13 protein-coding genes and 1 pseudogene are annotated in these 13,392 nt (G+C 66.8%); 9 read left to right on the forward strand and 5 right to left on the reverse strand.

All coding sequences use genetic code 11. The features are described from left to right. Window positions 1-161: 161 nt before the first annotated feature. On the reverse strand, window positions 162-392 hold the full coding sequence (locus ON37_RS06425) for a hypothetical protein (RefSeq protein WP_040717839.1): 231 nt from the start codon (window positions 390-392) through the stop codon (window positions 162-164). 260 nt (window positions 393-652) lie between these two features. On the opposite strand from ON37_RS06425, the gene ON37_RS06430 reads away from it, so the two are divergent. After that, window positions 653-1,291, forward strand: coding sequence for a YdcF family protein (locus tag ON37_RS06430; RefSeq protein WP_083892767.1), 639 nt, complete (start codon window positions 653-655; stop codon window positions 1,289-1,291). A 56-nt stretch (window positions 1,292-1,347) separates the two neighbouring features. Here ON37_RS06430 and ON37_RS06435 read toward each other — a convergent pair whose 3' ends face one another. Beyond that, a complete protein-coding gene (locus tag ON37_RS06435) occupies window positions 1,348-1,629 on the reverse strand; it encodes a hypothetical protein (RefSeq protein WP_040717840.1) in 282 nt (93 codons plus the stop codon). 321 nt (window positions 1,630-1,950) lie between these two features. Between ON37_RS06435 and ON37_RS06440 the strand changes: the two genes are divergently transcribed. The 7 genes from ON37_RS06440 (at window position 1,951) to ON37_RS06470 (ending at window position 9,992) form a co-directional block, all read left to right on the forward strand. Next, window positions 1,951-2,865 (forward strand): family 43 glycosylhydrolase, encoded by a 915-nt coding sequence (locus ON37_RS06440; protein ID WP_051031265.1) that lies wholly within the window; start codon window positions 1,951-1,953, stop codon window positions 2,863-2,865. A gap of 192 nt (window positions 2,866-3,057) precedes the next feature. Then, window positions 3,058-4,470 (forward strand): L-fucose/L-arabinose isomerase family protein, encoded by a 1,413-nt coding sequence (locus ON37_RS06445; protein ID WP_040717873.1) that lies wholly within the window; start codon window positions 3,058-3,060, stop codon window positions 4,468-4,470. Window positions 4,471-4,472: 2 nt separating this feature from the next. Further along, window positions 4,473-5,951, forward strand: coding sequence for an FGGY-family carbohydrate kinase (locus ON37_RS06450; protein WP_040717841.1), 1,479 nt, complete (start codon window positions 4,473-4,475; stop codon window positions 5,949-5,951). A 59-nt stretch (window positions 5,952-6,010) separates the two neighbouring features. Further along, window positions 6,011-7,018 carry a glycoside hydrolase family 172 protein gene (locus tag ON37_RS06455; protein WP_040717842.1) on the forward strand — a complete coding sequence of 336 codons (1,008 nt, stop codon included), beginning with the start codon at window positions 6,011-6,013 and terminating at the stop codon, window positions 7,016-7,018. Further along, the gene (locus ON37_RS06460; protein WP_040717843.1) at window positions 7,019-7,999 is read left to right on the forward strand and encodes a zinc-dependent alcohol dehydrogenase family protein; all 981 of its coding nucleotides are present in this window, start codon (window positions 7,019-7,021) and stop codon (window positions 7,997-7,999) included. It begins immediately after the preceding gene. Next, the gene (xylB, locus tag ON37_RS06465; RefSeq protein ID WP_040717844.1) at window positions 8,000-9,394 is read left to right on the forward strand and encodes a xylulokinase; all 1,395 of its coding nucleotides are present in this window, start codon (window positions 8,000-8,002) and stop codon (window positions 9,392-9,394) included. A gap of 181 nt (window positions 9,395-9,575) precedes the next feature. Beyond that, window positions 9,576-9,992, forward strand: a complete 417-nt coding sequence (locus tag ON37_RS06470) for a hypothetical protein (RefSeq protein WP_040717846.1) — start codon at window positions 9,576-9,578, stop codon at window positions 9,990-9,992. 192 nt (window positions 9,993-10,184) lie between these two features. Here the strand turns inward: ON37_RS06470 and ON37_RS34625 are convergent. The 3 genes and pseudogenes from ON37_RS34625 to ON37_RS06475 all read right to left on the reverse strand — a co-directional run. Beyond that, a pseudogene (locus tag ON37_RS34625) lies at window positions 10,185-10,628 on the reverse strand (CYTH domain-containing protein); the annotation flags it as partial. Between the two features lie 517 nt (window positions 10,629-11,145). Then, window positions 11,146-11,280 carry a hypothetical protein gene (locus tag ON37_RS34440; RefSeq protein WP_281004673.1) on the reverse strand — a complete coding sequence of 45 codons (135 nt, stop codon included), beginning with the start codon at window positions 11,278-11,280 and terminating at the stop codon, window positions 11,146-11,148. Continuing rightward, window positions 11,277-11,537, reverse strand: a complete 261-nt coding sequence (locus ON37_RS06475) for a hypothetical protein (RefSeq protein WP_245553086.1) — start codon at window positions 11,535-11,537, stop codon at window positions 11,277-11,279. Before ON37_RS06475 ends, ON37_RS34440 begins: the two co-directional genes overlap by 4 nt. A 297-nt stretch (window positions 11,538-11,834) precedes the next feature. Here ON37_RS06475 and ON37_RS06480 point away from each other — a divergent pair, with 297 nt between their 5' ends. Next, window positions 11,835-12,971 carry a helix-turn-helix domain-containing protein gene (locus ON37_RS06480; RefSeq protein WP_040717849.1) on the forward strand — a complete coding sequence of 379 codons (1,137 nt, stop codon included), beginning with the start codon at window positions 11,835-11,837 and terminating at the stop codon, window positions 12,969-12,971. The last annotated feature ends 421 nt before the right edge of the window (window positions 12,972-13,392 follow it).

Here is a 13,392-nt window from a genome sequence, read left to right on the forward strand (position 1 = left end):
CGCGGCGGTGGTGGGTCCCACGCCCCATGCCGCAGCAGAGAAGTCGGCAGTGATTCAGGAAAACCCTGAACTCCCAACCGCCGCAAGAGGTTACCCGAGCGAGGGGCAGCCGCCAACCGGCCGGAACGCCCGATCGACGTGCCGGTCGCGCCGGCCCGACATCACACAGCCTCCAGAACGCGGTCGAGCGCCGCTCGCCCGGCCGGCCCCCAGTGCGATTTACCGCGGGGCACGCCTCGATCACCGTTCTGTCCCATGAGCATCAGGAAGAGGCTCTTCATGGCGGTCGGCCCGCGGGCACGCCGGACCGCCGCGTCGTCCGCCCGGGCGTAGCTGTCGAAGAACCGCGCGGCCGTGCCGGCGGGAGCATCCAGGCGGCAGCGAGGTCCCACGCCGGATCCCCGGCACACAGGTCCCCGAAGTCGACGACCTCCGCGAGCGTTCCGTGCGCGACGACGCCGGCGAACCAACCCTACCGAGGCGGTAGCGCGGCCGACCACAAGACCGAAGGTCGCGATGTCGTGAAATCTCCACACTTGCAACGGAATACGAAGTTATTGGCCGACGGTATCGGAATATTTCAGCAGTTGTTCTTTTCGGGTCGATCCACACGTCGGGGCGTGGTACGGCCGCACTATCTTCTGGAGACCCGATGCCCGACATTCGTACGTGCTTCTGCCACAAATCCGTTCGGCTGCTCGCTGCCCCCGCGATTGCCGCGGCGGCGATGGTCACGACCTGGGCCGCGGCGCCTACCGCGGGAGCGGACGTCGTGTCCGATGCGATCGGCTCGGTCGTGCATCAAGTCGAGGCCGCGACCGGCGCGGCGCTGGCGGGGTTGCCGGCTCCGCACGGCCCGGACACGGCGATCGTCGTGCTCGGCTACGGCCTGCTGCCCGATGGTGATATGCGCCCGGAGCTGGTCGAACGCTTGCAGGCCGGGCTCGTGCAGGCGGTCGTGTCGCCGAGTTCGCCGATCATCGTCACCGGGGGAAATCCGCGCAACGGCACCACCGAAGCCGAGGCGATGGCCCGGTGGCTGACCGATCACGGGGTGGCGCCCGAGCGCATCCACATCGAGCCGCGGGCCGCCAACACGATCGAGAACGCCGCCAACTCCGAGGCGCTGATGAAGTCGCTCGGTTCCCGCGACGCGGTGGTGGTCACCTCCGCCGACCATATGCCCCGCGCGGTCGCCGACTTCGTCGATGCCGGAGTTCCGGTGGTCGGCACCGTCAGCCCGCAATCGTTGCCGCCGATCGTCATGCAGTCGTTCGGGCCTCGCGATTGACGTCGAGACCGCAACCCCGGGCCCGGCCGTCATTCGCCCGGACGGCCGGGAGGGCTTCAGGCCGCGTGCGGCTGCGGATGATCGGCGCCCCGGATACGCAACGGCACCGGAAACAAGGTGTGTCCGGTGAGTCTCTGGTGTTCGGTTTCGGCGGCGATCAGACCGACGGCCCAGTCGTGCAGGCTCGGCGGGATCGAGTAGACCGCACCATCGGCGCACCGGATCCAGCCGCCGTCGGCCCGGCACGGGCCGGCGATGGATACGGCCTTGACGCGCAGCACGATTCCGCTCGGCAGGCGCGGTTCCGTTGACATCCCCCCGGCGGTTTCGGCGTTCATATTCGCAGGTTAGCCACGCGAGCTGGAACTTCGTCCCGATCGCTCGGCGTCGAGGGTCGTTCACAATGTGCGGATGGCCGGTCTGTTCGACCTCATGAAACCGGACCGGCTGGTGCGAGGATCCGACCGGGCGGCCGAGTGCCGGCGTAACGAGCCGGCGTGCCCGGTGGTCGGAGCTTCGGCGCGGCGTTCCGGCTGGAAAGCGCCGCCGGATCGGTAGTGTTCATTCGCTGGTTTTCACCGACGGCCCCACGCTCCGGGGCCGGACGGTCGAGGCGTCCACGACGTCGGTATGGACGACGACACGGTAAGGAGTGCCATTTGTCGAGCAGCCGCGGCGAGTCCGTCCCGTCTCCGCCCGACCGAGGCCGCGCCGCGAGCGTTCGGGCCGGCCGGTTCCGCACCGTCTACGACCCGAGTGCCGGCGAGTCGCAGCGCTGGTACATCAACGACCACACCGTCATTCGCGACGAATCGGGCCGCTGGCATCTGTTCGGCATCACCCACACCGAACCCGCCGATCCGTTCCACGAAATCGAATTCGCCCATGCGAGCGCCGACGATCTGCACGGCCCGTGGACCAAACACCCGTCGGCGCTGGTCGTGGACCGTGACTACGGCGAGACGCATCTGTGGGCGCCGTACGTGATCCGCGCCGACGGCCGCTACCACATGTTCTACGCGGGCGGCGGCAATGACCGCACCGCGGCCGCGATCTGTGTGGCCACCTCCGACGACCTGTTCGAGTGGACCCGCGAACCGGCCGGGCCGGTGTTTCGCGACGGATACGACGCCCGCGATCCCATGGTTACCCGAATCGACGGTCACTGGGTGATGTACTACGCCGCGACGAGTTCGCCGACCGGCGGCAACTATGTGGTCGCGTACCGCACGAGCACCGACCTGCGCACCTGGAGCGAGCGGCACATCGCCTTCACCGACCCCACGGCGGGAACCGAAGCCGGCAACACCGAATCCCCGTTCGTCCTGCGCCACAACGATTCCTGGTATCTGTTCATCGGTCCGCGACCCGATTACGTCGGCACCGACGTGTTCGGCAGCGACGACCCCTACCACTTCCGGATCGACGACCGGGTGGTTCACATCGCCGCGCATGCCGCGGAGGTGATCGCCGACGGCGAGGAGCTGTGGATCACGAGTTGCGGCTGGGGACAGGGCGGAGTTTCGTTGGCGCCGCTCGAGATCGGGAGAACTCCACCGGGAACCACGTCCTGAGTGATATCTCTAGTGGTGTGAGCGGCCCGGCGGCGGCCCGCGTTACCCGGAAGGGCTGTGCGGACACCGGCATCGGGCACCGCGGTGGAGGTGCAGCCCGACGTTGCCAGTGCGCGTAAACCACGGAGGGGTGCGTGCACCGCCATCGGCGCGACAGTGAGTCCGACCGTTCGTCTCGTGAAGGGATCCGGCGTGGCACGTATCGGTGTGATCAGCATTTCCGACGGACGCGACTATGTGCACGACGGCATAGCCGAGTTCATCCGTACCAACGAGGACCGACTCGTCGCCGAGCTCACCGCCGCCGGGCACGAGGTGGTGCGCGGCTCCGCGCCGGTCAGTACCAACACCCTCGCCGTCTCGGTGGCCCGCGAAGTCGCCTCGGCCGGAGTCGATCTGACCGTGCTGCACTACGCGGTATGGGCGTTCCCGCACTTCACGATGCTCGTCCAGGGAGCCACGCCGGGAGCGCTGCTGCTGCTGTCTAATATCGACCCGGTGCAGCCCGGAATGGTCGGGATGCTGGCGGCCGGGGGAGCGCTGGACCAGATCGGCCGCACCCACACCCGGCTGTGGGGCGACCCGGCCGACCCGGACCTGATCGAGAAGATCGGTGTCCAGGCTGCTGCCGCAGCGGCGGTGTCGAGCTTGCGCGGCTCGACCTTCGGCCGATTCGGCGGCCGGCCGATGGGGATGAACACCGCCGTCGCGAATACCGATCAGTGGCAACGCATTTTCGGTGTCGACGTCGAGGAGATCGATCAGTTGGAGATCGTGCGCCGCGCCGAACTGGCCGACGCCGCCGAGGTCTCGAAAGCCCGGGCCTGGCTGGAGGAGACCACCGCGGGCGTGCACTACGACGGTGACAAACTCACCCCCGAGTTGCTGGAGCGCCAGATCCGCTCCTACCTCGCCGTGCGCGAGCTGATCGACGAATGGAACCTCGACTTCTCCGGCATCAAGGGCCAGCCCGAACTCACCCAGTACTTCGCCACCATGGATGTCACCGAGGCGTTCCTCAACGACCCGTACGACTGGAACGGCCCGAAGGCGACGCATGTCTGCGCGACCGAGGCGGATATGGACGGCGCGCTGACCATGCAACTGCTCAAACAGATCTCGAAGACGCCGGTGTTGTTCGCCGACGTGCGCCACTACCACGCCGACCGCGACATCTGGGATCTGTGCAACTCCGGCCAGCACGCCACCTGGTTCGCCGCCCGCAGCGACGACCCGACGGAGAACCTGTCCCGGGTGCATCTGTTCCCCGAGGTGTTCTTCTTCCCTGCCGGTGGGGCGTCCGTTCATCACCTCGCGGCGCCGGGACGGATGACGCTGGCCCGGCTGACGCGCAACGACGGCAACTACCGAATGCAGTTGATGCTCGGCGACTTCGAGAGCTACGACGAGGCCACCAACGACGAGTTGATGAGCCAGTCGACCAGGGAATGGCCGCACGCGTTCGCGCGGCTGGACGCTCGCGCCGAGGATTTCCTGTCCCGGTTCGGCGCCAACCACATCCACGCCGTACCCGGTGACCATCGCGCGACCGTACGGGCCGCATGCGATCTGCTCGGGGTCACCGTGGACGAATTCAGCCGGTGACCATGTTCCTCGGAATCGACATCGGCACCTCGGGTTCCAAGGGGGTGCTGACCGACGCCGACGGCACGATCCTGGCTCGGTCCGAGCGCCCGCATGAGGTGTCGATGCCGCGCCCGGGCTGGGTCGAACACGACGCGGAGTCGGTGTGGTGGGCGGACTTCGTCGCCATCGCCCGCGAACTGGTCGAAGCCGCCGACGGTGCCCGGCTGGAAGGGCTCGGCATCAGCGGCATCGGCCCGTGTCTACTGCCCGCCGACGCGCAGGGAAATCCGCTGCGGCCGGCGATCCTGTACGGGGTCGATACCCGGGCAACCGCCGAAATCGCTGAGCTGGCCGCCGAATTGGGCGAGAAGGCGGTGCTTCGACGGTCCGGCTCGCCGTTGACCAGTCAAGCCGTCGGACCGAAGCTACGCTGGCTGGCGCGACACGAACCGGACGTCTACGCGCGTACCCGGATGCTGCTGATGGCGAGTTCGTATCTGGTACACCGGATGACCGGGCGATACGTGCTGGACCACCAGTCGGCCAGCCAATGTGTGCCGATGTACGACCTGAGTAAGCGGGAATGGGCCGATTGGGCCGAGCACTGCGCCCCGGGCCTGCCGTTACCCGAACTCGCCTGGCCCACCGAGGTAGTGGGCCGAGTGACCGCGGAAGGTGCCGCCGCGACCGGACTTCCGGAGGGACTACCGGTCACCACCGGCACCGTCGACGCGTGGGCCGAAGCCGCCAGCGTCGGCGTCCGCGCACCCGGCGATGCGATGGTCATGTACGGCACCACGATGTTCCTGGTCCAGATCCTCAACCGGCCGCGTCCGCATCCCGGCCTGTGGGGCACCTGCGGTGCCTGGCCCGAAACCTATTCCCTGGCGGCGGGGATGGCCACCTCGGGCGCGGTCACCGATTGGCTGCGCCGCCTGGTCGGCGGAGAATTCGGCGACCTGATCGCGGCGGCGGGCACAGTTCCGGCAGGCAGCCGGGGACTGTTGATGCTGCCGTACTTCGCAGGTGAACGCACACCCCTGTTCGACCCCGACGCGCGCGGCATCGTCGCCGGACTCACCACCAGCCACGGCCGCGCCGAGCTGTATCGCGCCGCGCTGGAAGCCACCGGATACGGGGTGCGGCACAACCTGGAGGCCATGTCCGATGCCGGTGGCCGCGCTCGACGCCTGGTCGCAGTCGGTGGCGGCACCAAAGGCGGGCTGTGGACCCAGATTGTGTCCGATGTGACCGGTCTGCCGCAGGAGCTTCCGGCGGAGACCGTCGGAGCCTGCCTCGGTGACGCCCTGCTGGCCGCGGAGGCCGCCGGCGTCGACACGTCGGACTGGAATCCGGTGACGTCGATCATCGAGCCGGATGCTGATCGGCAAGCGATCTACGACCAGTACTACCGGCGCTATCGCGAACTCTACGAATCGACTGCGGATATCGCGCATTTCCTTGCCGCAGAACAACATCGGACGGCAAAACATGGCTGAGCTCTGGCGTCTCGGTAGCGTGCGCCCCCACGCGGAACACCATCGGGTGGGGGACGACAATGTCTGAACTCTGGCGTCTCGATCGGGCGCGTACCCGTTCGATCAGCCCCGAGAACCCGACCGGCGAGCCGGGCGCGGGCGCACGGGCGGAAACCGGCACGGGGGCGGGCGCGGCACGCGATCTCGGCGTGGGCTGGAAGGTGTCCCCGTCGATCGACCTGGCAGCAGGATCCACCGCGACGCTGGCCGACGTGTCAGGGCCTGGCGTGATCCGGCATTTCTGGCTGACCACCGACCGCACGGTACTTCGCCGGTTGACTCTGAACTTCACCTGGGACGACGACGCGCACCCGTCGATCGACGTGCCGCTGGGCGACTTCTTCTGCAACGGCTGGGACGAGCTGGCGCTGGTGAGCTCGGAAATGGTGGTAGTCGCACCAGCGGGCGGGCTGAACACTTACTGGCCCATGCCTTTTCGTCGGCGCGCCCGCGTCACCCTGCACAACCCCACCGAACGTTCGGTGCCGGTCTACTACCAGCTCACCTACGACGAGACCGAGGTAGGCGAGGACGTCGGCTACCTGCATTGCCAACGGCGCCACAGCAATCCGCTGGGCACACCCGCGGTGCACACCATCGTCGATGATGTCCGGGGCCGCGGACGCTACGTCGGCACCTATCTGGCGATCGCGCCGAATGCGCCCGGCTGGTGGGGCGAGGGTGAGGTCAAGTTCCATCTCGACGGAGACGACGACTTCCCGACGATCTGCGGCACCGGCACCGAGGACTATTTCGGCGGCGCCTGGAACTTCGACCTCGAGGGCGCCTACCGCGACTACTCCAGCCCCTATCTCGGTCTGCACCAAGTACTGCCGCACGACGAGATCTACACGCCGACACAACGATTCGGCATGTATCGCTGGCATGTGCGCGACCCGATCCGCTTCCATGAGGAGCTCCGCGTCACGCTGCAAGCGTTGGGCTGGCAGGACGGCGGACGGTACCTGCCGTTGGCCGACGCCGAAATCGCCACCACCGCATGGTGGTACCAGGAAAGGGGACGGTAGATGCGCGCGCTCGTGATCGAAAAACCCGGCGAGTACTCGGTGCAGACGATTCCCGACCCCACTCCCGGCCCGGGCGAGGTGGTCGTCCAGGTGGCCGCGGTGGGGATCTGCGGGACCGACATCCACATCGTCGAAGGCGAATTTCCGCCCACGCCGTACCCGATCGTGCCCGGTCACGAGTTCTGCGGCCAGATCGTCGACGGCCCGAGGGCCGGCGAGAACGTAGCCGTGGACCCGTCGCTGTTCTGCGGCGCCTGCCACTACTGCCGCATCGGCCGCGGCAACCTCTGCGAACGCTGGGGTGCGATCGGCGATACCGTGAACGGCGCGATGGCCGAATACGTCGCGGTGCCGGAGGCGAATTGCTTCACGGTGCCCGACGATCTGCCCGCCTCGCACGGCGCACTGGTCGAACCGCTGTCGTGCGCCGTTCACGGATTCGACGGCCTGCCAAGGGTATTGGGCTCCCACTACCTGATCTACGGCGCCGGCACGATGGGCCTGATGATGCTGCAACTCGCGGTCGCCGCGGGCGCGGCCTCGATCTCGGTGGTCGACCTCAACACCGACCGCCTGCAGATCGCCCGCACCCTCGGCGCGGACGCGGTCGCCACGAACGCCGACGAGTTCGACCGCCCACAAGGATGGGAAGTCGTCATCGACTGCACCGGCGCGATCCCGGCGATCGAGGACGGCCTCACCCGCGTGCGCCGCGGCGGCACCTATCAGCAGTTCGGCGTAGCCCCCGGCGACGCGACTGCTTCCTTGTCACCCTTCCGCATCTACAACGACGAGATCACCGTGGTCGGCTCGATGGCGGTGGTCCACAGCTTCGGCCGCGCCGTCGACCTGGTCCGCAAGGGCGCCATCGACGCCGACACCATGGTCACCCACACCTTCGGCCTCGACCAATTCTCGGAAGCGTTGCAAGCTTTCCGCGACGGCATCGGCCGCAAGATCCAGATCGCCCCGCGCGGATAGATGGCCACCGTCGCCGGAGTGGACAGCTCCACCCAATCCTGCAAGGTCGTGGTGTGCGACGCGGACACCGGTGAGGTCTTGGCACGAGGACAGGCACCGCACCCCGACGGGACCGAGGTCCCGCCCGAGGCATGGTGGACCGCGCTGCAGCAAGCAGGGGAGGGCCTGCTCGACCACGTCGACGCGGTATCCATCGCCGGCCAGCAACATGGCCTGGTGGCCCTCGACGAGTCGCACCAGCCGGTGCGAGATGCCCTGCTGTGGAACGACGTCCGCTCCGCCGAGGCCGCCGAAGACCTCGTCTCGGAACTGGGCGGCCCACAGGCGTGGCTGAACGCGGTCGGCAGCGTCCCGGTCGCCGCCTTCACCGTGGCGAAACTGCGTTGGATGGCCGACCACGAGCCCGACCTCGCGGACCGGGTCACCCGGGTCATGCTCCCGCACGACTACCTCACCTGGCGGCTGCGTGGTGGCGGCGACGCCGCACCGACCACCGATCGCAGCGACGCCTCGGGCACCGGTTACTGGTCCGCGGTGGAGGGCCGGTACCGAGAAGACCTGCTGGCCACCGCCTTCCGCGATCGAGCCCCGGAGCTTCCGGCAGTGCTGGAACCCTCCCAGAGCGCCGGACACACTACGTCGGGTGCGCTCGTCGCCGCGGGCGCGGGTGACAATGCGGCGGCGGCGCTCGGCCTCGGAATAGGCGACGGCGACGTGGTGATCTCACTGGGCACCAGCGGCACCGCATTCGCCCGCACCTCGCAGCCGAACACCGATCCGTTCGTCAACGGATTCGCCGACGCCACAGGGCAATTCCTGCCGTTGGTGTGCACGCTCAACGCCGCCCGGGTCCTCGAGGCGACGGCCACGGTTCTGGGAATCGGCCTCGGCGAACTCGACCCGCTCGCCCGGCAAGCCCCACCGGGCGCCGACGGCCTCGTTCTCCTGCCGTACCTGTCCGGCGAACGCACCCCGAACCTGCCCCACGCGACCGGCAGCCTGCACGGATTGCGTTTGGAGACAATGCGTCCCACGCACCTGGCCCGCGCCGCAGTCGAAGGAATGCTCTGCAACATGGCCGACGCACTCGACCGACTCCGCGCCGCCGGCGCGGCGCCCCGGCGCGTGCTGCTGATCGGCGGCGCATCGCGTTCGCGGTTCGTCGCCGAGACCGCGGCGCAGATCTTCGGGGTGGCGGTGACCGTGCCGGAGCCGGAGGAGTACGTTGCCGTGGGCGCGGCACGGCAGGCCGCGTGGGCATTGCATGGCGGGGCCGAACCGCCGCAGTGGACTGCTGCCGGGACTGTCGAGCTTGCGGCGCCTGACGACAGTGCTCGGGGAACACGGATCCGCGAAGCGTATGCACGGGCGAGAGAATCGTTGTACGGCAACTGAGCCCACACCACTGATCGGCGACTCGCACACGGTGATGCCCTGATCGCGAACTGAGCAGCTCTGACTGCGAATCCCGACACCGTCGACCCGCTGATTCGTTCGTCATCGAGGCTGTGTACTACCCAGCATCGGCGATAGGGCCTATGCCCCTTCCCCGGTGGTTGGAGATACCGTCTCTGTTGTGACCGAACTCCGAGCATTCCGCCGGGCGTGCTACGCCGCCGCCCGCCGCACGGGCGGCAAAGTGATCGAGTTCCGTCTGCCCGACGGCGTGGCACCGAACTACTACCAAGGGATCATTGCTTACGGTGATCGCCACCTCGCGGTGGTCGCGTTACGCGACTCCTCGGTGCTTGCGGTCGCTGAGCCACATGTCTTCGATCCGCGCGAGGGTGCAGCCGATTTCGGCCCACTGACCTTCCACGATTCCCCCGAACTTGCCGACGCTCTGGCTGAACAGCCTGGGTTCGAGATACTCACCTCGTCCCAACTCAACGGCCCGTTCAACCCGGCAGACTGGCCTGACATCGACCCTGATGACGTCAAGTACTGGAAGCCGCAGACTCTCGGCGAAGCTCTCTTCAATTTCTGGGACTGAACCGACCGGAGCCCTGTGTTGCCTGCTTTTCAATAGATAGGCTGACACCGGGATTTACTTCCGAAATGCGGTGGATCTCTGAGCGAAGCTCTCCACTGAGGTTCGGAGTATGTGCGAGCAACAATCGAGCCGCGTCGATCTCAGCTGGCATCCGTGGAGTGGCGTGCTTGTAGTACCGCGTCGGTGTACAGCTCAGTAGTGAACTCTTCGGGGGTGACACCGAGTTCGGCGAGTACCGTCTTCAGGTCGGTGAAGGCGCGGGTTAGGTCCCAATCTTCGGCTTGGGTTTCCCAGTTCGAGGAAGGTCCCGTCGATCTCCGAGACGCGCGCGATTGTGGCGACCATGCGCCTACCGGACGCAGTGAACTCGAAGTTTTCGCATCGCTTGGTGAAGGACAACGCGGTTTCGTAGCCGAGCCGAGCGATGATGTCGCCCATGCTGTTTCGATCAGCGACGAGGGTTTCGAATTCGGGTTTGGATCCGCTCGCCTCATCGACGACGGGGTCTTTGAAGGTGAGTACATGCCGCTGTCCGCCGGAGGAGTCCGCCACAGTGCGGAGGCGGAATTCCCGGCCCGAGCGGGCGGGATCGCCGCTGGGAGTGTCGAAGTAGGTGTCGTGGTACAACACGACATCGGGAGCGAAAGCAGCTGGCCCTTGTGCAGTTCCACGGCCATATCGGTGAGTTTGGCCTGGCTCGGTCCCGTGGGGCGGCGCGGACTCGGTCCGCGTCGGCCAGCCTGGCCTTGTACTCTGCCTCGATCACGGCGCTGCCTTTCTGTCGCTGCTCAGACGACCCGGTGTGCGGTGTTGATTCGCCGACCTCCTGCGCACGGTATGCGGCGGCAGCCGATTCGGGGTCGAGCAGAAGGGCGCGCACTCGCGTGTCGACCGGGATGACTTCGCGGAGAAGTGAGTCCTTCAATCCGAGTATGCCGAGCCCGCGTACCGCCAAGACGTCGACGGTCTCCGCGCTGCGGACGGCGGTGCGGATGTCCGTGGCAGCGTCGGCCTGAGCCGGGTAGCTGCGGGTGATCTCCATGGGGCTGACGGATGTCACCGAACGGTCATTCCTGGGTGCGAGTCCCAACGCGATCCGGGCTGGGTCTGGCACCGCCATGGCCGGCGCCGGTGTGCTGCTGAATACGGAACGCTACTCGCGGTCTATCCGCTCGCGAATCGCATCTACTGTCTTGTCTTTCGGAACGCGGTGGGGCCAGCACACCGCGGCCACAAAGACCGCCAAAGGCAACGCGATGACCACGACAAGCCCGAACTGCCAACTCATCCGACCACCCCGACCGGCGACCAGCGGGCGAACGACAGACGCGGACAGACCAACTCGACGTCCGCGAGGTGCATTAGATTGTTGAGTGTCAGCGGGTCCAGATGGTCGGGCGTCGGTAGCACGACGGCGTCGATGTCTGCGTCGCGTACTCGATCGATGAATCGAATGGTGGGTGTGTCCGGCCAGATCAGTGTGTAACCGAGTTGTCGGCACAGTCGCCGGATCCGGGCGGCATCCCACTCTGGTGCTGTACTCACGTCGGGGTCGATCCATCCGAAAGCTGTGGGCTGAGACCGCACGGTTCCCCCTTTGTCCGATGCACGATTTGGTGTGACTCCCGATAGCAGGGACGACAGCGGGTCGGCCGGGTCAACCTGCCATCGGGGCCGTGATCAGGATGTCCTTCAGATCACATGGGCCGACAGTGGCAGCGGAGGTGGCATCGCAGGGCGGGCGGGTTCTGCCTGTTCGGTAGTGGCAGTGGGAGTGGCACTTTCGCTCCTGGCGTGCACGTAACCTTCCGCGCACCCTGCGACCAGAGGCAATATTGAGCTATGACTCAGGCGGCGGTCGGGCAACTGATACGGGAGCTTCGCCAAGCGCGTGGGTGGTCACAGGGCCGGCTGGCTGACGAACTGACCGCCCACTCCGGGGCGACGATCACGCGCGAGTACATCTCTCGGCGGTGGGAGTCGGGGAAGTACTCGCCCTCGCCGTTCTGGTTACGGCATCTGGCGGCGGTATTGGAGTGCCCGCCGGCGACATTGGAGGACGACACGAACAGGCGCGCATTTCTATCTCAGCTAGCGGCAACATCCATCGCACCAGTCGTAGCGTCGGACATTCTCGCCCAGGGCTTTTCGGCACGACTGGACAATCGCGGACCCTCGATCGACGAGTGGGAGGGAGCGCTGGCTCGCTACGGCACCGACTATATGAGCCTGGGTGCGGCAGACATCCAACGTCGGCTGGCGGCGGATCTCGTAACGCTCCAACAGCAATTGGACAGCCCACGCATGTGGGCCATCGCGGCACGCATGATGACGTTGTTCGCGAAGACCTACCCCGGATCCGATGGTGAGAAGGCGCTCAACTGGTATCGCATGGCCGCTACCGCTGCCGACCGGTCCGAGGACACCGATATTCGGGTTTGGGTCCGAGGCCGGGCGGCGATCGCCCTCGGGTACGAGGGTGCCGGGCTGGCCAGCGCTCGGGAGTTCGCCGATCAGGCGTTGGTTATCAGTGACAAGCCCAGTCTCGGTCGTCTGAACGCATTGTGGGGCAAGGCACATGCGGCAGCGATCCAGGGCGACAAGGCCACAGCGATAGGATTGATCAACATCGGTCGGCGGGAATTCGACAAGTCCGGATCCGAGGAGCAGACATCGGATTACGCAGTGCCGTGGTGGCGGGTGAACGTCTTTCTGTCGCTACTGGCGGCTCGCCTCGGCGATGAACGCACAGCGGTCAAGGCACAGGAAGCCGCTCGCGCCGAATTACCACCGGAGCTTCCCCGATTCCGCACGCATCTCGACATGCATCAGGGCTTGATGCTGGTACGCGCCGGGGACCGAGTCGAAGGCGTAAAGGTGGCCCGCGCCGCCCTCGATGCACTCCCACCCGAGAGGCACTCGCTGACACTACGGATGCTGATGGCGGAGATCGAAGGCAGACAGCCGCAACAAGTTTGATGTTCGCTGCTTGCTGACGGTATGCGACGCAGCCGAGCCGGGTCGAGAAGGAGGCGCGCAGGCGGGTGCCGGGAAGATGGCGCGAAGAATTGGCCTATCATCATCCGCAACTCCTCTTCACTGGCGCCGAAACCAGCGGTCGCATAAGGCCTCTCAGCCCGGCCGCGGCACCGAGGCTCTCTATGAACTCGCTTCGGTTGTACACCCGCAGCATCGGGCTCGCCTCCGATCATGCGCGTTCAACGAGTATCCGATGAGCGTCGTGCCTGTCATACGGCATCGGTGTGGATCGTTAGAGCGATCGCTGCCGGTGTGCTGCTCATCGTCTGCGTAGGCGTGCGGATTCGGCCGAGCCGTTTCCCGAGAGGGTGCTCCGTTGACGAGATCCGCGACGCATCGAAGACGAGGGGACTAAGATCTT

It is taken from the genome of Nocardia veterana NBRC 100344, assembly GCF_000308855.1.
GTDB lineage: Bacteria > Actinomycetota > Actinomycetes > Mycobacteriales > Mycobacteriaceae > Nocardia > Nocardia veterana.